Origin of the sequence: Leptospira alexanderi serovar Manhao 3 str. L 60, from assembly GCF_000243815.2 — a bacterium.
GTDB classification, from domain to species: domain Bacteria; phylum Spirochaetota; class Leptospiria; order Leptospirales; family Leptospiraceae; genus Leptospira; species Leptospira alexanderi.
Map to the genome: position 1 here is coordinate 1 of NZ_AHMT02000032.1, position 21,853 is coordinate 21,853.

Below are 21,853 nucleotides of genomic sequence, written 5' to 3' on the forward strand. Positions count from 1 at the left end.
GCTGTTTCTAAATAACTTTTGTGTTCGAAAAGCAAATAGACGTTGGACTTGTTTCCGGACCTGAGCGGGATTTGGAACAGTAGATCTGTCTGTTCTTGTTTTAATTCTTCGCTTACAAAACTCGATTCGGACAATTCTAAGTTTTCCAAGTCAAGTAGCTCTACCACTTCCGGCGGTAGTGTGTTTTTGAAGAAAGTTGCGGCCTCTTTTTTGTCCTGAAATGTTTCTCGGATCAATCGATCGTGTGGATTGTTCACTTCGGTCATCCGTTATTTTTGGGATATCGGATTTACCGGTCAATTTGATTTAGAATTCTATTTCACACTCAAGACGAAGAGCTTGTCCAAAACCCACAGAGCGGCCCATAGAAAGACTCTGCGCTTACGTTTCTTCGAACGCGGCCCGTGGAAACTCCTACTTTTTTAAACGAACGGTGAACTTGGATCTCTTCCGTTTCGTTATGGATAAAATCAGAAAAATTTTAACCCTGACATCTCTGATCCCTAATATGTTGATCCCTAAAAAGGACTCGTCCCGGCTTTTGTCTTTTCGGGCAATGCCCAATCCCAACGAAAATCAGGATACGGATTAAAATGGGACTTCCATTCTATGTCCCGAACCGTTCTCTGCTCGGAATAAATGCACCTCACTTTACCCGACGTATTTCCGTAACGGACGCATTCTTCGTATTTCATTTCTCTGGGTAATTTTTCCAGAGCAAGTTCAATCGAATCTAAAAACTCAACTGCAAACGAAGAACCTTCGATCCAATTGGTCAAAAAATCCAAAGGATGTTCTAGAAAAGAAGAAGACACAGAAATCAATTTAGGTCTCTCAGAGTTTGGATCCAAACAGCCGTTCACAAAATAAAAGCTCAAATAAGCAACCCCTTTGGAAAATACTCGCTTGAGTTGTTCCGTAGAAGTGTCTTTTTTCAAAAACAAACTCAAACGTTCCTTACAAATCGAACCGTTTTCGCTACGAAAATAAAACGCAAACTCACCTACAATCGCCTGATCCTCCGCAATCAACAAGTTCAAAGGTAAAACACCAAAATGGGAACCGATATTCGGATTGGAATCCGCAGATCCGAATCCTTGTTCCAAACTTTTTCCGATCCATTCTTTCAACCGATCCAAATCCCTTCCCGTAAAAACATCCGATGTCTTCCAAATTTTTTCCTCTTTTCCATTCGGCCAAAAAAAACGGACCGGTAAAAATAAAGCAGTGGGAAAAGAAGTTTTATCTTCAAACTGAAATGTTAAGCGAAGTGCAGAACGAGAGGATTTATGTTTTGACAGATCAGAAAATTCGACACTGGAACAATTAACAAAGAAAAAACAACCGAGAAACGAAAGAATTGAAATGAATTTATAAAAAAACAAATGCGGCCTCACATACTATGATGATGAAAAACATTCGAAAGATATCAATCTATAGATTGCTTATCAAATAAACCAAAAAAATGGTCCATAAAAAACAAACAACGCTCTATTTTTCAAAAAAGATTAAGAAATAAATTTTTGAAACTTCTTATTTAAGAAACAATTTTTGAAACACGATACTATTAAAAAGATTTTTCATGGCCTATTTCAAATTAAACTTTTTTTATATAAATAAAAAAGGATATAAAAAACACAATCGAAAATTTCAAGCGCAGTTACTTCTTACAATCCTAATTGGTGTCCTTGTTTCAAATACCCTCTTCTCCAATCCCGAAAACAAAAAGAAAGTAGAAGAGGCAAAAATAAAAATCAATTTGGAAAAAGCGGTCCTTATCGGAACCACAAACAGTATTCTACTCAGAACCCTGGAAGCCCGAAAAGAAATTTTCAAAATGTTGGTGACCGAACGTTGGAGAGAATTTCTACCCAAGGTCGGAATCCAATATCTAGGCCTTAGAAACGTAAACATAAACTCGCTGGACAACATCTACAACGATGTCCGATTAACGGTACAACAACTTGTTTACGACGGAGGAGAAGCAAAACTCAATCTGGAAACCGCAAATCTAAACGAAGCTCTCAACGAAAAGGACTTCAAAATCGGTTTTTACAAACTCAAATACGAAATAGAAAAAAATTATTTCAAGGCTCTTGCCGCCAAAGGAAAAGTTTTTATAGGAAAAAAATCCATCGAAAAAATGGAGGAAGCATCCCGTAAGGCGCAAACAGAATACAAACAGGGGTTTATCACAAAAATCGCATTACTCGAAACCGTAAGCAAACTGAGACAGTCCCAATACATTTTTCAAAAATACGAAAACGAATACAATCAGTCGATACACGACCTAAAGCAGATCCTAAGCATAGACTACGACAGCGAGCTGGAAATCGAAGAAAATCTATTTACCGATTTTGTAATGACCCTCCCAAATCTGGAGATTCGAAACATCGTAGATAACGCAAGGAGACAAAGAGATGATATCGCAAAATCTCAAATAGTCGTTCAAAAGCTAAAAAATGATAAGGAGATAGCGGACAATTATTGGATGCCCAAACTCTATCTGGGAGGATACGCCGGAAAAAACGGAGATACTTTTCCCCTGCAGCACAATATCTATGGAGTCAACTTTAACATCACTCTCCCGTTAGGTAGTAATGTTGTGCAATCCACGGGTAGTTCCGGGATACAAAAAGACGGAACGGGAATCCAGACCTATCCCGGATTCGGAAACCAATTCGTAGGATCCGGATTAAACGGATACAACTCGACGAACGTACAATTTTTTAATAACCTGAGTTACTCCAGAAAAATCGTGGAAGGAGAAGTTCAGCTAAGCGAGGCGTTATTAAATTATAGAGCGTTGGAAAATCAGGTTGGAACCGAAATCAGAAAATCCTACGACAAAATCAACGAATCCTGGGGCTTGATCAGAATCGCAAATTCAAGAGTACTACTCCAATGGGAGGCGCTTAAAATTGCTACGGTAAAACACGGAATCGGTCACGCCAAAAAGGAAGATCTGTTGTCCATAGAGCTTGAGTTCCTAAAGGCTCAGGAGGATCTGACCGACGCACTCTCCTCTTATGCGATCCATTGCACCGAACTTTCTTATTTAGGAAGAATCGATTTAAATACTTCCAAACTTCTACAATACAAAAAAGGACAAGGCAATTCGCTCATAGCGGCCTTGACCTATAACAAAAAAAACATTCCGCAAAACGAAACCTTCAAAATCGAAAATCAGGAATTGATCATAAACGATTAAATCTATGAAAACAAACATACAAGCATCCCTCTTTCTCAAACCGATTCTTACAAAAACAAGAAACACACTTTTCTTCGTATTCACTGTTTTTTTCCAACTACTAGGATGCGGAAAGATCGATAACGATCTAAAAAAATTCAGTCCCTTTTTCGGAGAAAGCGATCGCCCAAAAGTGCTGTTTAGCAATCCGGGAGCGGGAGAACAAAACCTACCCACCAGTCAAAGTATCACAATCGGATTTTCAAAGACGATGAACATGAACAGTTGTCAGTTGGCGTTTAGCATATCCCCACAAACACAAGGATTTTTCAACAGTGCAAACACCAATCTACTGACCTTTACTCCTTCCGCCGCATTCAAGCCCGGAACGTATACGTTTAGCGTTTCAAAATCTTGCGAAGATACGGAAGGTAAGGACCTGGAAGATCCTTTCAGCGCATCAATCGCAATCGGAACCAGCACAACGAATATAGGAACCAATCCGACCGTAAACAGTATGTATGTACTGAGCGGGAACGTAAATAACTGTAACGCAGGAACCGCAACTCTAACTGATTTCCTAAACGCCAACGTGATCGATGCGTGTATGGGAAATCCGTCCAGAAGTCAAATCGTGATCAACTTTTCAAGACCCATGTCTTCCGGAGCGACTCAATCCGTCATATCCACTACTCCCCTCATCCAAGCAAATTATACCTGGAATTCTCCGAACGTACTCACCATCACACCCGATTATCCTCTCATTGCAGGACAAAGATACAGCGTTCTGGTCGGAGCTCAAGCGACAGATCAGGGAGGCGCTCCCCTTGCTTCGGCGGCAATCGGAAGTTTTTTTGTGGGTTCCAATAACGCGGCCTTAGGAATCAATTCCATCAATATCCTGACCGGAACTTCCGCGGTTTGTAAAGCGGGCGTGGGAGTCGTCGCCGATCTATTAACCACCAACGTAACGAACGCTTGTTTGGGAAACCCTACGACCAATACAATCGTATTCAATTTTACGAATGCGATGGATCGAAACAGCACGCAGGCGGCAATTACCTTCTCACCTCAAATTCCAGGATCGTATACCTGGGCCCCCGGAAATCAAGTACTCACATACACGACGGATCAAAGTTTAATTTACGGAGTGAGATACGGGGCGACAGTGGGAACATCCGCATTAACCTCCAATCTCGTAGCATTACGAAGTCCCATCTTAGGAAGTTTTGTAGCGGGTTCCGTCAATTTAACACCTCACGTACAAGCGTTCGGCTTGGTAAGCCAAGGATGTGCCGCTGCTTTACCCGGAACCGGAAACGCAATCGGCGGGAACTGGCTTTTAGGATCCTGTTGGTGGGACGATACGCTCCCTATCCTAACTCCAAGCTCCTATCAATTCAGAGGAGGAGACGATGGAACGGCGGCGGCGAGCGCTTGCGTCAATAGAAACACGGACGACTTTAAGATCATCTTTAGCAATTATATGGATCCGGTCAGCACCGCATCCGCAACAAATCTAACGCGGGTATCTCCGCCACTCACTTCGATACGATTAGCTAGTTGGAATTGGAGCGACTGCCAAGGAGTGTTTCCGTTCGGCTGTAGAGTATTGAGTCTACAGTTTTCCGAGATGGAATCAACATGTGGCGGAGTCTTAGCATTTGGAGCGACGGGCGATTTCAATTTATCGAATGCGTCTCTCACGGGCAGTTCTCCGACATACACCCTTCAAGTGGGAGTCTCCGCAACGGATACCAACGGAAAACAACTATCAGCACCGTTTTCTTTTTCCTTTATAAGTCAATAGAGCGGATCGATTTGAAGGAACTTTAAAAGAACGTGTAGGAAATTAAAAAATGAAAATAGCAAAATTGATCTCAATCATAACGATTTCGATCCTGACGGTTCAATGTATGTATATCAATACCGGCACAATTCGATACGCGACCAAAAAAGAAAAAACAAAGGCCACTTACTTAATAGGATTCATAGAAAATAGAGATTCCTATTATGATCCGTTCGGAGCCAAAAACCTAAGTAATATGCTAAAATTTGAATTTATCAACAGCGGATACGAGATATTACAAATCGAAGATTTTCTAAAATCACAGGAATTAAACCTAATCCAAAGTGTGACAAATACGCAAAGTCAAACCGAGGCTAAAAGTCCGCAAGCCATCACGACACCCGAATTCCAAAACGTAACAAAAATTGCGGGAGAAAAGGCGTATTTTAGTTTGGACTACGAGCCAAAGATACTCAGAGAAGCAGAAATCAAAAACATAGGAAACGGCATAAAGTTTGACTACTACATTCAGGGCGCGGTTGCCATGAACGACAATAGAAAACTTATCAACAAAAAGGAGAGCGGAATCATATTTCTCGAAATCTATGATAAAAACGGAAAGATCACGGGAAGTTTAAACTACACGGTGGATGATCGGGTCTTTACGGAAGCAAATCTGTTAAAAGATATATGCGCGAAAATCATAAACAAAATAGATACGAAAGAAGAAAAGGAACAATGGTGGAAATTCTGGATATGAACAAAATAAAAATTCAGATCTTGATTATTACGATACTCTGTATATCAGGATACTTTTGTTCAAACGAAAATAAGGAATTGAATGATCGGTATCTCAACGCCCTCCGCAAATACGAATCCGGGCAGAGAGTGGAAGCGTTAAAAGACCTTCATATTATCTACAAGTCGGATCCCGATTATAAAGAAACTCGAATCTTATTGGGAAAGCTCAATTACTACGAATATAAATTCGAGGAAGCAAAGAAATTCTTCCAAGAAGCCTATGACAAAGATTCCGAAAACTACGGCGCACTTCTTTGGATCGCAAAAACCCAATTCGCATTAAAGGAAAAGCCGGAACCGATATTGGAAAACATCCAAAAATATCTGGCCTTGGATTCTTCCAATATAGAAGCCTTATATATCAGGGGAAAAATCCTGGAAAATACAGGAAAAATCGATCTCGCAATCCTAAATTACCAACAAATCACGTACCAATCCGACAAGTTGGCCTTAGCTCATAAAAGTTTATACGAAATATTCGAAAAGGCGGGCTTGAGTCAAAAAGCGGAATATCACAAAGAAAGATATCAATCGTTAAAAGTAAGTAAGTAACCCGCTTTACAAAATAAGGAAATCAAAATGTTTCAATTCGAAAAACTATTTAAGAATAGGATCGTAAGATGGATCATATACACTTTCATAGCCTATATTGGAATATTCTCATTTTATTATAGATTATCTCAAAATCCCTCCTACTCGTCCTTAAATCGCGTCGGAAATGTAGTTTTCAAACCTCTCTCATTTTTGTTAAAAAAACAGGACGAGCAACAAGAAAGGGAAAATACGGATCCGATCTCGGTATCGGTCTTAAAAATTGAAACCGTAAATTTAGCACCTTCTTTAAGCGCGTCCGGAACCATAGAATACAAGGACAAAGTCGATATCTTCCCCAAACTTACCGGAAAGCTCGAAAAAATATACGTTCAAGAAGGTCAGGAAGTCAAAACGGGAGATAAGCTATTTAAGATGGAAAGCCTCCAGTACGAATTGGAGCTCATGAAACAGGAAGCCTCTTTAGAATCCTCCGCTTCTCAAGTAAAGTTAGCCGGTGAAAAATATAAAAAAGCGAAACAAAGTATGGACGTGAAAATAAAAGAGCAGCAAAAAAGCCTGACGGTTTACGAAAAGACCAAGGACGAATTGGAAAAAGCGCGCACAACGTTCTCGGGTAAGGAGGAAATCTACAAGGTGGGCGGACTCAGTCGGGAAGAGTTCGAAATTGCGGCATTGGAATTAAAAAACAAGGAAGCCGCCTTGACACTCGCACAAAAAGATCTGGAAATTCATAGTTTAGGATTAAGCGACGAAGATATATTACAAAATAGTGATTCGATTCCAGCGTCCAAAGAAGCGAAGATCAAATTATTGCGTGAAATCAACACAAAAATCGAAGCCGCTGAATTGGAAGTAGCCACCGGAATTCATAAATCGCATGAAACTCAGGTGAAATCCACAAGGATTCTACTCAAAGAAGTTGTCTCTTATTCCCCGATGAACGGAATCGTGGCGAAAAAATACAAAAGCGAAGGGGAAGTATTATCGAGTTCAACCGGAGGCAATCAAGTTGTTCTTACAGTGATGAGTGTGAATGAAATCATCACACTCTTCAACGTATCCGAAGGAGAATCGATCAGTCTAACCCGCGGAATGAGTGTGGATTTTCAAGCCGACGTATACAAAACGGCAAACTTCACCGGAAAAATCATTCTAATCAGTCCTCTTGTGGATCAAAAGGCGCATACCGTAGAAGTAAAAGCTATAGTGAAAAATCCGGATAAAAAATTAAAACCGGGAATGTTTATAAGAGCTAAAATAATAACGGGCAAACCGGAACCGATGATGCTAGTTCCGAGCGCGGCGGTTGTTCAAGGAGAAGAAGGAAATTCTTCCGTATTTATCGTCAAAGACGGACGTTGTTTCAAAGCTGCGGTAAAACTCGGAAATAAATACGACGATAAAATACAAATTGTAGAAGGATTAAAACCGGACGATTCTATAGCCTTGGACAAACTATCTCAATTGAGAGACGGCACTCCGGTAAAACCGACTCTCAATGAAACATGGAAGCAGTAATTCGATTCTGCGTAAATCGGCCCGTAACGACAGCCATGATTTGGTCTGCGTTATGTGTATTCGGATTAATATCGTTACAAAAACTTAAAATCAATCTTTTACCCGAATTAGAATATCCTAAAGCGAGCATTCTAACTTCTTATCAAAACGCATCTCCGGAAGAAATCGAAAACTTAATTACAAAACCGTTAACCGATGCGGTAGGCACCGTACCGGGAATCGAAAAGATAAGTTCGGAATCTTCGGAAGGCTCGTCCATTATAACCGTCCAATTTTCAAATCGGACGAAAATAGACTACGCGATCATCGAAATACGGGAAAGAATCGATTTAGTTCGGGATATATTGCCTCAAGACGCGACAAGACCCATCGTAACCAGATTTGATCCCTCCAAAGCTTCGTTTCAAGAAATTGTATTTTTCCCGAAAGGAGACTTCGATCCCAAAGAGCTGAGAAGTTTTATAGAGGAAAACGTCAAGATACACATAGAAAGAATCGAAGGATTGGCGTCCGTTCAACTTTCCGGAGGACACAAAAAAGAAATTAGGATAAAAATCGATTCCGAAAAAATGAACGCCTACGGCCTTTCCCCTCTCGACGTAAAAAGAGCGATCATAGCGACCAATATCAACGTTCCGGCTGGAAGTTTACCGGTAGGAAATAAAGACCTACTGATAAGAACGGTGGGAGAATTCAATTCGATCGACGACTTAAAAACTTCCATAGTGGGCGCCAATCAACAGGGAATATCGATACCGTTATCCTCGTTCAGCGACGTAGAGGAAGGTTATAGGGAAAGAACGGGAATCGCGAGATACAACGGTAAGGATTGTGTAATCGTATATTTGTTCAAAGAACCCGGAAAAAACTCGGTCGAGATCTCGGAAGAAGTAAATAAACATTTAAAACAGATCAACGAAAAATTCGGAAAGGAGATCACTGCAAATATCGTCTATGACGAATCCAAATTTATAAAAGACTCCGTGTCGGGCGTAAGCGGTTCCCTGATATCGGGAGCGTTACTCGCCTTTTTAGTTTTAATTTTTTTACTAAGGAACGTAAAAAGTCCCATCATTCTACTCATCGTAATACCCGCTTCGCTACTCACAACATTCTTATTCTTTTATCTATTCGAAATCTCCTTAAACATGATGTCCTTAGGCGGATTAGCCTTAGGAATCGGAATGCTCTTTGATACGAGCAACGTAATTTTTTCCGCGATAGAAAGAAACATGATCAAAGGACAAACAATAGAAAAGGCGAGCGTAGACGGAACGCTTGAAGTCGCGGGTTCCGTCGTTTCGGCTACGCTTACGACCGTAATCGTATTTCTTCCGATCATCTTCTTAAAAAGTGTCATAGGAATCGTATTTTCCGAAATGGCTTTGGCTATAACCATATCGTTAATAACAAGTTTGATATCTTCGATTACGATCATCCCGATGTTTTCATCCATTTTGTATGATAAAAAGATCGAAATTCCGTTTTTAAACCGAGTCGTATTCAAATACTCCGAAAAAATCAACGATCGTTTACTTCGAAGTTACGAAAAAAAACTGAATCAATATTTAAACAATCCCCGCCCCTTAATCATAATCATAGCCGTATTACTTGTATTCTCCCTTCAATTCTTATGGGTGGTTCCCAAAGAATTCATTCCAAAAGTGGATACGGGTGAATTTTCAATCGCACTAACTTTAGAGAACGGAACAAAATTGGAATCCACGTCTGAATGGGTAAACAAACTCGAAAATACGATATTAGAAACCCAAAAAGTGGAAAGTATCATTTCCAGAATCGGTTACGAAGAAGAACAAATTGCGGGTAAAAAAGGAGGAAACTCGGGAACCAACACCGCCAAAATCAGAGTTTTATTAAAAGAAGATTCTAAAATCGATACTTCCGAATATATCGAAGAGATAAGAAAGAAAATTCCTTCCAACGAAAATATACAAGTAACGTTTGAAAATAGCGGAGATATTATTTCATCGTTAGTCTCTTCCGATTCCAATAAATTGATTTTGGAAATTCAAGGAGAGGATTTAAAAATATTAAACGAACTGGGAAAAAACATTAAAAATAAAATAGAAAAGATTAGAGGAGTAAAAGACATCAAAGAAAGTATAAGCGACACTTCCACAGAATTCTCCTTAAACTTCGATTCGATAAAATACAGTAACTCCAATTTAAACAATGAATATCTATCCGCCTATCTACGGTTAGCCAACCACGGTTCGGTCGTGACTCGCATAAAACTGAACGGAAAAAACACGGATGTCCGAATGTCGTTTCGTAAACAGGACGTAAACACTCTGGATAAAATCCTAAATATGAAAATACGAACTCCCACCGGAGGATTGGTACAAATTTCACAAATTGGAAAAATCGAAGAAAAAACAAGTCCCTCTTCTATATTAAGATCAGGTAATGTAAGGATCAATCAAATTACGGCGGACATAGAACCGTCCGGGATCAACGATTCAATAGCGAGTGTGGAAGAGATCGTCAGGAATACGACTCCTCCCGAAGGATACAAAATACAATTTACGGGTGAAAAAGAAAATATAGAAGAATCGTTTAGCGATCTAACGTTTACTTTTATTTTAGCCACTCTTCTCATATTTATGCTTCTGGCAAGCCAGTTCGAATCGCTAAAATATTCTCTGATTATGATATGTACGATACCTCTCATATTTATCGGCTTGTTTCCGGCCTTATTCTTATTTGGAAAAAGTCTCAATGTAAGTTCGTTTATGGGATTGGTTTTATTATTAGGCGTGGTAGTGGACAACGCGGTTTTATATTATGAATATGTAAACATCTTATCTCAAAATAACACCCCGTTAAAAACGGTAATCGTAGAAAGCGGCAAAATCGTATTAAAACCGATCCTAATGAACAACAGCACTACGATTTTAGGGCTCTTACCGATAATGCTGGAACTTCAAAAAGGAACCGAATTTCAATCTCCGATGGCGGTGGTCGTGATTTTCGGCTTATGCGCGTCCTTTTTCTTCAGTTTATACTTAATCCCGCTTCTCTTTTATTTTTTACTTAAAAATCGCAGACCGTAAAATCATGAACCGAAAAGAAAATGGATTTATAAACTTCGGCCCGGTGACCCTGGGAATGATTTTTCTTGGATTCGTCATTTTCGGTTTTTTATCATATATAAGAAATCCGGTAACTTTATTTTCAACGGTTCCATATCCCGCTCTAACAATTTCGGTCGAATATCCCGGAGCCGATGTGGAAGATGTGGAACAAACGATTACCGTCCCCATAGAAGAAACGATATCCAACATCGGAGGGATCGAGGTCATACACTCCTTTGCCGAAAGAGGAAAGACCGATATTAACGTTGAATTCCAAAAAAATGTAAACTTGCAATTCAAAAGTTTGGAAATTAGAGAAAGGATAGACATTCTTTCCGGTCAATTTCCTAAGGAAGTTCATAAACCGTTCCTATATCAGTATGATCCCGACGAAAGGCCAGTTTTAATAATAACCTTAAAAAGTACAAAATACGATCTAATCGAATTAAGGAGAATTGCGGATTTCGAAGTAAAAAGATATCTCGAAAATCTGGAAGGCGTCAGCCGAATCGCCGTTTCAGGCGGAAAAATAAGGGAAATATTAGTTTCTTGTGATATGCAAAAATTAACCGGGTTCGGACTGGATTTATTGGAAGTTCAAAGAGCGATTCAAAATCACAACAAACCTGTTTCAATAGGAAAAATTGAGAACGTCGGTCGTGAATTTAAGGTCATTTCCAGCGGCAGATTAAAAAGTATAAACGAAATTCAAAAGATTCCAATATTTCTAAAAGAAAGAAACAAAACGATCTATATAGAAGATATAGCGGACGTTTCCTTTTCCTACCGAGACGAAGAAAGCGCATCGAGAGTAAACGGAAATGAAAACATCAGTATCTACATTTACAAATCTTCCTTAGGAAATATTTTAGAACTTTCAAAAGAAACTCGAAATAAGCTCAGACAACTTAATATAGCCGACGTCGAATTTGAGATGATTTACGATCAAACCGAATCGATCGTAAAAACATACTGGAATCTTTGTATCACGTTAGCATTAGGCCTCCTTTTATTCGCACTCACAATTCAAAAAACAAAGTCTTTTCACTACTTTAAAATAAAAACGATCTTCTTTTTACAGTTAGTCATAGTTTTCTTTACGATTCAGTTAATTTTATTCATTTTAAAAATACCGTTCGATGTAGTCGTTTTTAGCGGGATTGTAATCGGTTTTTCTTTTTGGTTGATCATTGTAGTTCATCTCGGAGAATATATAAACGCAAAAAAGGAGAAACTTACCCTAAAAAGTTTTAGGGCCGAATTCATCACGTTACTTGCAATCCTAATCGCGATAACGATCCCACCTTACGTATTGGACAAAAACACCGGACTACCCTCGCTAAAATTGGGATTAACCATCGTAACCTATCTCACACTTTCATATATAACGTTTACACCGTTGATATTCTTTCTAGATAATTCAATAGCCTATCACGTAAAAAATTTCACAACTCTCCCTATCGGACATGAAAACAAATTCGATACGATACGAAATATGATTCTAAAAAATAGATTCATTGATTCAATTCGGACTCATCTCGCAAAGCTGCAAACGAAGTTAGAAATTTTAAAAAAATATAAAAACTTTATTCTTGCGGCAAAATATGCGGGCTATCTAATAATTGTATTATTCGTTATTGTCCGATTTTATAATATTCCAAAAGAATTATTTTATTCCTCTGAAAGCCAAAAGTTATTGGCTTATATTGAATTGCCATCCGGCACCGGGTTCGAATTTACGAACTCAACCGCCAAAAAAATAGAAAACAAAATACTCGCCGTACAAGGAGTAAAAGAAGTTACAAGCAAGATCGAACCGGCCCATTCTTTTTTATTAATCACTCTGAATGACGACAAAATCGGAAACGACGAATTCATCGAGAAAATTAGAGAAGGTATAGGAAACACAAATCCGGCATTCTGTTATATTTCAAAAGAATCGGATGCCGCTCAATTTAAGGAAATCACCGTAGACATTTTGGGAGACCAAAACGAAGAATTAAGTAAAGTAATTAATAACATCACCCCCAGAGTTTCAAAAATCAAAGGCGTCCAAGAAATAGTTTTACGTTATAAATCTCCGAGGGAAGAACTCCAAGTCTTGCTGGATAAAAATAAAACGATAGAATCCTCGCTCTCAAACGACGAAATCGGAAACTTTCTGAAAATTGCGATCCAAGGAGGAGTCGTTACTAAATTTTTAGACGATAATAGAGAAATGGACGTGAGAGTTCGATTTTCCAGAGAATACAGGAACTCTCAAGATAGTCTGAATCTGTTTTATCTGAAAAACAATACGGGCAAATATATACCATTGACCGAAATCGCTTTTACCAAGGAATCAAAATCCCCGATTAAAACGTATAGAAAAAATAAAAAACGCATGCTTTCCTTTTCATTACGTTCCTCTAAAGTATCTCATTCCGAAATACTGACCGAATTAAAAAATATAGGATCCGAGGAACTCCCGGCGAACTATCAATTGGAAATCGGAAGAAACGTGGAAAAAATATTGGAAAGCGAAAATCAAATCTATGCCGTTTTGATCGGATCTCTCTTATTTATATTTATGATACTGTCTTCGTATTTTGAATCATTTACAAAACCGTTTGCTGTAATAATCTCATTTTTTGTTCCGATTTTTCTCACATTCTTTTTATTAAGTTTTATTTTTAATTCGTTAACTCTACCGATATATCTCGGTTTGTTACTCCTTACATCGCTCGTCTCTTTCCAAATTATACAAAAAATAAAATTCAGCGAAGTGAAAAGGACAGAAAATAGATGGCGCGATTTACTACTATTAGGATCTCTTTTTATGCCTCAAATATTCTATCCGGTGGAAGGAGGTCATTTTCTACAACAACTTGAGATAACGTTGATCCTTGGATATACTCTGTCACATCTGTTCACTCTTAGGATTTTAAACTATATACAAGATGGAAAATTTTCCGAAGAAATTAAATTTTTAAAGAACATAAGTTTGAATGGAATCCGTTCCGTTTGGAAGTTAATTTATCACCGTAATTTAAGATTTTCAAGAAGATGAAAATTAAACGGAGCAAACAACTGTTAAAATAAAAACAGGGTATTCATCATAATTTATGACTTGCTTCGCATAGATGTCGGGTTTCAATCGCTATAAGGTGAACATTGACGAATCTCAAGTCGACGAAAAAATGAGTCCTTTAAAATATTCACAACGTATAACAATCAATTCAACATATCGTTAATTAGGAAAATTAGAAAATGGTATTTAAGTTAAATCGGCTTTTAAAAAATAATTGGTTTACAATCTCGTTTCAAAAGAACCTAAACTACAACCTCAATCCGGAGGAAATTGTAAAGGAATCCCCGTTTCAATTTTTAAAACAAACGTTAAAGATCACTTCTATCTTCCTAATTTTTTACATCGTAATAAATTTAATCTTTTCCCTATTCAATTTGGACTATTTGCTTAAATACGGCAATGTAATGAAAAATTTCTATACGCAAGGAAAAATATCCTGGTCGTTATATCTCATGAACGTATTTCCTTATAGTGTGTTTTTTTTAGCGTTTTTCTTTATGATTTTGCAAATCATAAGCGCTGTTATTTCCTATGGAGCAATGTGGATTTTAGGAGAACCGACTAGATCTTTTCTTAGACTGTTAGGAATTTATCACTCGTCTTGTCTGTATATCTTATTCGCGTTACTTCCGATCTTAGTACTCTTCCAATTCGTTCCCAAAAATATCCAAGAAAATTTTTATGGAATGGTCTTTTTTATAGGATTAAACGCCGCGCTACTATTAATCGGACTTTTTGCACAAAGTTATTTCTTTATTAAAATGTGCAAAAGAGCATTTGATCAGAATTTGGGGCGTGCGATTTTAACTTGGCTATCGCCTTTTTTACTTCTTTCGATTGTCGTTATTTCTAGTTTTAGCTAATCTTCCCTAGAATGAAAGTTCAAACCTGCTCTTTATCAATAGCAGGTGTTACTGTCTACTTACGGCGTATCTCAAAACTTGCAGAACGACCCTTAGAGATTGAGTTCATCAGGAAGTGATCAATCCATCGAACGACCCGTAGAAGAGTGAGATGTTGAGTTACTCCACCGGCCTTTTTGACTCCGTCGAATCAAGAATATCACATTCGGAACTGTCTTACGTCCAAGAATCATACTAATCCATTGGCGCTCGACGGGTTCTTACGTTGTTTGTAAAAATCATTCTGTTCTTTTTATATCTGTAACATTTTGATCGTCTTTCCATATACCGTTTTTAAGAATTGTGCCTCTTGAATCCATAAGGATTCCCGTTCCATTTCGTTTACCCGATTTCCATTCACCGATATACTTAGAACCGTCTTCATAGATATAAATACCGCTTCCTTCGTAGATGACGCCTTTACGATACATCCCTAAAAGTTTGATTCCTCCCGCAATGGTGAGCTCGCCGACTCCTTCCGGCTCTCCTTGAAAAAAATTCGCTTTCAGAATTGAAGTTTTTCCGGGCCAGGAAAAAATCCCTACTCCGTGTTTTTCGTTTTCGAAAAAATCACCTTCATATCTGCTTTTGTCCGCATACCTATAAATACCCTTGCCATGTTTTTTACCAAAGATCCAATCACCTTCATAAAAATCTCCTTTGGGATGTGTAAAAATACCGAAACCATGAAACTTGGACTGAGCAAATTGACCTTTATAGACCGCCCCATTTCTAAATTGGAGCGTACCGAATCCGTTTTTACAATCTCCTTCAATACACTTTGAAGTATTTGAAATAATGAAAGATCCCAATGCAAAGATTAAAAATAAGATAAAAGTGGATACAAGTCCAAGAAGAATTCGTTTCTTTGTTTTGGGGAATTTTTGAAATCTTTTTTTAAGGGAATTTAAAATTTGCTTCATATAATTTTTTGCCTCTGACGCTTCTATAAAATCAATGACATGAATTTAGCGAAATTCTTTTTTCTTACTTTTCATCAATCGGTGAAACTTCTTTCCATCGCAAAGGTTTGCCTTTCTTCGTCTTAAATTGAGTGTATCTATTTTCTCGCTTTTTTATTACTCATATTTCTGGCTACAAAAAGAGTCTTCTATTACAATTGCAAGGCATGGTGATTGCTTGTGTTAAACTGTTGAATAGTGATCCCTTCCCTACCGATCCCGAATGGATCTAATTTATATAGGGGTCATTTCAAGTTTTGCTCTTGTTTCAGTTTTGAATTTGTCCTTTATATTCTTGTATGTGATTTTTTAATCTCTCCGGATTGAATTGGAATATAATTACTTTTCATTGGAAGACCCATTTTTGTCTGATTTTGTAAAGATGCCGAAACTAACTGCATATTACAAGATTTTCCATTTGCTATTTTTGCAAGTGCCTGCATAAATTCCTCGTGTGAAAAAGTTTCTTCATTTCGATTCACATTAGCATTTAAATTTATACTATAAGATTTTTCCTCCAATCTGGTTCCGTTTAAAAATTCAACTGGCATAGGTGTTTGAACTTCTTCCGCAAAATATTTCTTAATGAGCATCTGTAAGGGTTCCGGCACTGTGTTTAAAATCAAAAGTGTTCCATTATCTCTAAACCGGACTTGAACTCGTTTCAGAATTTCGATACTGGATCTGGTTAATCGTTTCGATGACCAGTTTAAAAAGGCTTCCCAGGAGGGTTCTTGGTATTTCCGATCTATGTTCGAGTTTTGTTCTTGAGAAACGTTTTCTCCTTTTGTGGATTGTTTCGCTGTGTTCGAACTCGCTTGTAAAAGCGCGTTATATGTACTTTTAATCCTATCTTTGTACGAGTAGGATGATGCTATATTCACCGGTATGGAATTCCAAAAAGTATTCGTTTTGTATTTCTCTTTGATATAGATTAGTTTTCGAATCGTTTCTAACACTGACTCTGGTGAAATTTCGGGATTGTCATTACAGAGTTTTTGCCAGAGTTTAATTTTTTCTTTTTCTTTCTCCGGAATAGAGTCATATTCACCAAACTCGTTCAATATAATAGTTTTTGCATGTTCAGAGATATTTGACCATTTAATTTCAGAAGAAGATTTTTCATTATCTTTATTACTCGTTGTATTTGTACTTTGGTTACTAAAACAACGCTCCGTACCCTCGTACGGGGCTGCTCCGTACTCCTGGGAGTCGCTCTCTAGGATTTCAATGCTAGGCAGCCTAGCATTTTTTTCTTGGAATTTTGATAGATTGTATTGATATCTCTCCATTTCAACGGCATTACTAAAGTTTGAATTGAGTATTCTGTAATGTCCGTGAAATGTTCCAGCGACCAGATATCCAGCCTTCTTCATTTCGCGGATATATTTAGAAACTGTAGTTTCAGCCAGCTTGACTTTTCTACCGAGTGTTCTGTTTTTTGCAATACAACCACCAAGACCTCGCTTTTTTCCAGCGATATCTAAATCAGTGATTCTAGACAACAATTGCCTTTTAGCCCTTGTTAGTGGTAGTGATTCGATTACGTCTGATACAGTGAAAGCCCGACTTGTGGACAAAGCTTCGCCCATAATTTTTGTTCCCTTTTTTACGGTGCCGGACATAACGCGGGCGCAGCACGGTAAAAATTGAATTACCCTACTCTATTTAAAAAACGGGGAACTATTATTTAGGCATGGGCCTTTTGGTAGATCCTCGATTCACTGTTAGTGGCCTAAGTGGTAGTGGCCAATCTTAGTTATGTCTCCTAAGATATTTTGGACTAGAATCAGGTATGAAACGGATGTCAAGCAAAAAAGAGACATAATTTATTATTTTGGGATTTAAATTTGAGAAATTGACCTGCTCCGACTACCACATCTCGGCAGGTCTATTAACAGTGAATCGTGGTGAATTTCGATTCAATACGACATTAATAGTTTGCCAATCAAGTACCAGCACTTTTTAAATAAAAATAAAAAAACTTAAGCTTTCTTTTTTTTATTTTGAAGTTCATCAAGGAGCTTTTGATTTTGAGTTATTCTTTCTTTAATAACTTTTATCAAATCTTGGTCTTTTTGAATTTTTTGTTTTAATAACTTTATCCTATATTTTTTATCTAATTGTTTTTTGGTCTTATCGATAGTTGTTGGCTTTGTAATCGTTTTTTTAAGATTGTTTGCAAAATCCTGGAATTCAATCCTTGTAGGCAATTCGGTAGACTGTAATTTCGGAATAAGCCAATTGGAAATTTCTTTTGGGTTCGATTCAATGTGTGGTTTTAATTGCATAATCAGTGAAGTGGGAACTTTATTTAGTAAAGTTATAGACGGAATAATATTCTTGGATACAAGATCATCGGCTAACTTAGCATGAGCTAATTTTTGTTTAACCCACGACTCTGATTTCCCAAATCGATTCATAAGCTCGGTTACTGTATAGTTTTTTCTCTCTTTGATTTCGGATAATGAAAATGCAGATTCTAGATCTGATAAGTCCTCTCTTTGTAGATTTTCTGTTAATTTGTATTCCGGTATGAATTCGTCTTCTATGTAATCAACATCGTGAACAAGGGCTAAAATAAACTCTTCTCCATTTAGAGTCATTGCGAGCTTTCGTCTTTCACCCGCTATTAAATTGAATCTTTTTCCTGCTTTTTTTACAACTATAGGCTGAATTAATCCTTGTGCTTTTATACTTTTTGCGAGCCCTTCGATCGATTCTTGTATAAATGTTTTGCGTGGATTATTTTTTGAATCTATTAAAGATATTTTTATCTTTCTTAATTCCCCATTCTGACCGTTTAAATTGGCTAAGTCTTGTAAAAATACATTTGCTCTTGAAGGAAGACGTTTTTCGGCTTCTTCGAGCTCTATTTTACTACCCGTAGCTGTTGACAAAAGGCTGAAAATTTCTCGTTTTTTCGCCATAAGATTTACTTGTCGTATGTTAAGGACAACTGGGTGTCCTTTTTAGATGATTTATTTAGGTGAAAATTCAAAATTGTATTAACTAATCGGTCATAATGTTCTGAGCCTATAGTATTTGGTTTAAAGGGCTCACCATTTTCAGTTCGGTCGTCCATTTCTTGAATATATGGTATTGGGTCGGTAACCATTGGACATTTTACTAAATCAAAACCAACTTCCTTTTTTTTGAGAAGAGAAAGAATTTCATTATAATTTTGGAGTTGATCTAGGATTTGAATAGCTCGCGCGGAGGGTTGTTTTGCCTTCCCCCATTGTACTGGAACTATAAATGATTCAATGGTTCTGCCAGATTGAATAGTGTTAAGAAATTGTTGTGCTTCGTTTATTTTTTTTAATACTCTTTTTATAGTCCTTGTTGCCCACTTGGAAGGTTTAACAGGAATTAAAACATAATCAGCTGCCATAATAGAGGATATTGTTTCCGAAGATCCGGAACCAGGAGTATCAATAATCACATAGTCATAATTTGAATTTCGAAGAATGGAACCAAGCTTTGGAATGAGTGATTGATTTTTTGTCGCATGATATGCGAAATCTTCCATTTCTAAAGACGACACTAAAACATCGATTCCATGTTTGCTTCTAACAGAATTTTTAAGCGTGGTTTCCCCTCTTATCACTGTAAAAGTATTCGCTTCGTCGAAATCTTCAATGGGTGTATCGGGAAAAAAAGCATCGGAAAAATCGGCCTGCATATCAACATCGGCTGCCAAGGTTTTCCCATTTTTGGAGATAGAGATTGTCAAATGAAATGCGGTAGTTGATTTGCCGGTTCCGCCTTTTGGGTTTGTGATTGTAATAACAAATTGTGGTGGCATATTGCAATTTTGGATATAAGACATAAGTAGAAAAGAAATTTTTTTTAAAGTATTAATTTTGTAAAGTGCAACCTGTTGTTCTTAATGGGTGTTTAGTTATTTATAGTGAATAAATAAGCCAGCCTAGGGGAAGGGAAGTTTATATTTCAAATAAAATTCTTTTTCCATTAGCTCAGGAAGCATCCACAACAAGAGAAGGAATCGGACCTACAAGAATATAAAAAGGGAATAAAAACCGAACAGAACAAAGCAAAAAAACGAAGGCCTCATAAAGAAAAAATCACCCAATAAATACACGAAAACGGAATGAGTGAAAATGTATGAAACGGAAAGGAAAATCTGTACCAAAAGAAAGTAGGGAGCGGGATTAGAAGAATCCTGTAAAACTTTTGCCTATCTCCAACTCGGAAGTCATAAGCTACAAACGGCTTTGAATTGAAGCGGTAAAATTGCCTACCTAAATTTTTGAGCAAAAAGATTTAAAAGATCCAAAAGAACTCTTTTGTCTTCCGCGACTGGATTGTGGGGAAGGATTTCTAAAATGGGGATGAGGTCATAAGCTTTGAGTTTGTTTAAAATGGAAAGATGAGATTCAATTTCGGATAGAGGTTTAGAGTCCTCAACTTTCGGATTGCCTTTCCCAAATTCTAGCCAATCTCTACTGTATCCGAGAATGTGTTCAACTTTGACAAGGAAATGACTGCTTAGTGGGATGTCTCCTCGTTTTGATTTGTAATAAGTGCTCAAATCGACCTCTAAAATTTCAGCGATTTCCTTTGGTTTTTTATCAAGTTCTTCCTCCATTAGTAAAAACTTCTGAGTAATATTTTTAACTTTTTTTTGTTTCATAATTGGGAAAAAATCCTGAATTTAAGTATACAAATGGGAATCATTCCCATTTATGGCAAATATAGAGCATTCCTGTGCTAACCACAGGAAAAGACTAAAGAAATGAAATAGCCTCCTATTTAGGCGAAAAAAGAACGAAAAACAACATACGGCATCGAATTGAGCCGCCTCAAGATGAAGCAAATACTGAAAACTCATGTGAATTATCCATTCAAGCAAACGAATATATAAACGAAATCGTAAAGAACATTAGTCCATTAAAGCTAAAAAAATCAAAAACAAAACTACCAAATCGATAATTTGGGCCCACTTTCAAAGACACTAGTACAAACAAAAACGAAGTATATTAGGAAAAGATAAATTAATTGTGCCCAAAGCGACAGTTTTGGAACCAAATTAAACAAAAAATGACTCAATGGACCCTATCAATTATTTAAAAATCAACCCGATAGGGGAGGGCGCAAGCTATTATGAGGTCTACGACTCTAGGACCGATGTGGTAGTTTACGGCCACTCTTCGCGTGTATGGTGTATCGATTGAGTTATCGAAGAACATTTGAGGTATATAGTCAAAGAGGGGATGAAAAAGGGGTAGGGGAATGGACGGACTTTTATTCACAATTTTAATCATTTTGGGGTTCTATATCGGATTCGCAATTTACCGATATCGATTTAAGCGTCAGACTCCAAGACAGATTCTAAGAGAAATTAATAAGAAATATGCGAAAACAGAATAATTTTATTTAGGAAAAATCAGTTGGAACCTTTAAACGAAATTCCGAGACAAATGACTCGGATAGAAATTACAAAACAAGCTCGATTAGAATCAATTCTCTATCGATATCATTGGACGAAGAGACCTGGCCACTCAAAAGCATACAGCCACCTTTTCTTACCGAACTTAGAAATATCGATTCGGGGCGAAAACGAAATACAGTTCAGAATCATCAAGACTCAGTATTTCTTTACATCGGATTACGAATCTCTTGAGCAGGTTCTTGAGTATATAGATTCAAATTGGAGAACAATTCAAAAACTTCAAACCATTTCATCTTTGTCGGATTCAACGCCTGGAATTAAAAATTCTAACCGTATCTTGGAGGTAGCCGTATGAAAAAGCTCCGGGCGATTCGAAGTTACTACACAGATAAAATAAACGAACAGTTTGGCGTGGACAGCGCTTTCTTGAATGATAAGAGGCTTGGGCCAGCCGAGCTGGGACTACTCTACAACGCACTGTATCTAAAGGCCGCAGCAAATTATTCCGTAAAGAACTTTCTCAATACACTGGGAAATACCGCAACGAGACGAATG

Annotated in this window: 16 protein-coding genes and 1 pseudogene; 10 read left to right on the plus strand and 7 right to left on the minus strand. The window is 37.6% G+C overall.

The window, feature by feature from the left end:
• Together LEP1GSC062_RS11180 and LEP1GSC062_RS11185 are read right to left on the minus strand one after the other, a co-directional pair.
• Positions 1 to 266 (minus strand): Rpn family recombination-promoting nuclease/putative transposase (locus LEP1GSC062_RS11180; RefSeq protein WP_020984285.1); only part of this gene is annotated, 266 nt, incomplete at its 3' end.
• A gap of 252 nt (positions 267 to 518) precedes the next feature.
• Positions 519 to 1,139, minus strand: coding sequence for a hypothetical protein (locus LEP1GSC062_RS11185; RefSeq protein WP_244265103.1), 621 nt, complete (start codon positions 1,137 to 1,139; stop codon positions 519 to 521).
• Positions 1,140 to 1,582: 443 nt separating this feature from the next.
• Between LEP1GSC062_RS11185 and LEP1GSC062_RS11190 the strand changes: the two genes are divergently transcribed.
• From LEP1GSC062_RS11190 to LEP1GSC062_RS11225, 8 genes are all read left to right on the plus strand, one after another.
• The gene (locus tag LEP1GSC062_RS11190; RefSeq protein ID WP_020984288.1) at positions 1,583 to 3,211 is read left to right on the plus strand and encodes a TolC family protein; all 1,629 of its coding nucleotides are present in this window, start codon (positions 1,583 to 1,585) and stop codon (positions 3,209 to 3,211) included.
• Positions 3,212 to 3,215: 4 nt separating this feature from the next.
• Positions 3,216 to 5,000 (plus strand): Ig-like domain-containing domain, encoded by a 1,785-nt coding sequence (locus tag LEP1GSC062_RS11195; protein WP_010578203.1) that lies wholly within the window; start codon positions 3,216 to 3,218, stop codon positions 4,998 to 5,000.
• A 49-nt stretch (positions 5,001 to 5,049) separates the two neighbouring features.
• The gene (locus LEP1GSC062_RS11200; protein ID WP_010578204.1) at positions 5,050 to 5,739 is read left to right on the plus strand and encodes a lipoprotein; all 690 of its coding nucleotides are present in this window, start codon (positions 5,050 to 5,052) and stop codon (positions 5,737 to 5,739) included.
• Positions 5,736 to 6,332 (plus strand): tetratricopeptide repeat protein, encoded by a 597-nt coding sequence (locus LEP1GSC062_RS11205; protein WP_039941874.1) that lies wholly within the window; start codon positions 5,736 to 5,738, stop codon positions 6,330 to 6,332. The genes LEP1GSC062_RS11200 and LEP1GSC062_RS11205 overlap by 4 nt, the downstream gene beginning before the upstream one ends.
• 27 nt (positions 6,333 to 6,359) lie before the next feature.
• Complete coding sequence (locus tag LEP1GSC062_RS11210) at positions 6,360 to 7,853, plus strand: efflux RND transporter periplasmic adaptor subunit (RefSeq protein WP_010578206.1); 1,494 nt, start codon at positions 6,360 to 6,362, stop codon at positions 7,851 to 7,853.
• Positions 7,841 to 10,927 (plus strand): efflux RND transporter permease subunit, encoded by a 3,087-nt coding sequence (locus LEP1GSC062_RS11215; RefSeq protein ID WP_039941869.1) that lies wholly within the window; start codon positions 7,841 to 7,843, stop codon positions 10,925 to 10,927. The genes LEP1GSC062_RS11210 and LEP1GSC062_RS11215 overlap by 13 nt, the downstream gene beginning before the upstream one ends.
• A 4-nt stretch (positions 10,928 to 10,931) precedes the next feature.
• Complete coding sequence (locus LEP1GSC062_RS11220; protein ID WP_020984292.1) at positions 10,932 to 13,997, plus strand: efflux RND transporter permease subunit; 3,066 nt, start codon at positions 10,932 to 10,934, stop codon at positions 13,995 to 13,997.
• Positions 13,998 to 14,197: 200 nt separating this feature from the next.
• Positions 14,198 to 14,881, plus strand: coding sequence for a hypothetical protein (locus LEP1GSC062_RS11225; protein WP_010578208.1), 684 nt, complete (start codon positions 14,198 to 14,200; stop codon positions 14,879 to 14,881).
• A 278-nt stretch (positions 14,882 to 15,159) separates the two neighbouring features.
• Here the strand turns inward: LEP1GSC062_RS11225 and LEP1GSC062_RS11230 are convergent, their stop codons facing one another.
• The 5 genes from LEP1GSC062_RS11230 to LEP1GSC062_RS11250 form a co-directional block, all read right to left on the minus strand.
• A complete protein-coding gene (locus tag LEP1GSC062_RS11230) occupies positions 15,160 to 15,843 on the minus strand; it encodes an MORN repeat-containing protein (RefSeq protein WP_020984283.1) in 684 nt (227 codons plus the stop codon).
• Positions 15,844 to 16,169: 326 nt separating this feature from the next.
• A complete protein-coding gene (locus LEP1GSC062_RS11235) occupies positions 16,170 to 17,474 on the minus strand; it encodes a DNA-binding protein (protein ID WP_155827670.1) in 1,305 nt (434 codons plus the stop codon).
• A gap of 393 nt (positions 17,475 to 17,867) precedes the next feature.
• Positions 17,868 to 18,812, minus strand: a complete 945-nt coding sequence (locus LEP1GSC062_RS11240) for a ParB/RepB/Spo0J family partition protein (protein WP_020984286.1) — start codon at positions 18,810 to 18,812, stop codon at positions 17,868 to 17,870.
• 5 nt (positions 18,813 to 18,817) lie between these two features.
• Positions 18,818 to 19,690: a ParA family protein gene (locus LEP1GSC062_RS11245; protein WP_020984290.1), complete on the minus strand. Its 873-nt coding sequence runs from the start codon at positions 19,688 to 19,690 to the stop codon at positions 18,818 to 18,820.
• A gap of 453 nt (positions 19,691 to 20,143) precedes the next feature.
• Positions 20,144 to 20,539, minus strand: a complete 396-nt coding sequence (locus LEP1GSC062_RS11250) for a hypothetical protein (protein WP_020984287.1) — start codon at positions 20,537 to 20,539, stop codon at positions 20,144 to 20,146.
• Positions 20,540 to 21,296: 757 nt separating this feature from the next.
• Between LEP1GSC062_RS11250 and LEP1GSC062_RS23640 the strand changes: the two genes are divergently transcribed.
• The gene (locus LEP1GSC062_RS23640) at positions 21,297 to 21,653 is read left to right on the plus strand and encodes a hypothetical protein (RefSeq protein ID WP_010576885.1); all 357 of its coding nucleotides are present in this window, start codon (positions 21,297 to 21,299) and stop codon (positions 21,651 to 21,653) included.
• Positions 21,650 to 21,853 (plus strand): annotated as a pseudogene (locus LEP1GSC062_RS11260) (hypothetical protein); the annotation flags it as partial. The gene LEP1GSC062_RS23640 and the pseudogene LEP1GSC062_RS11260, both read left to right, overlap by 4 nt.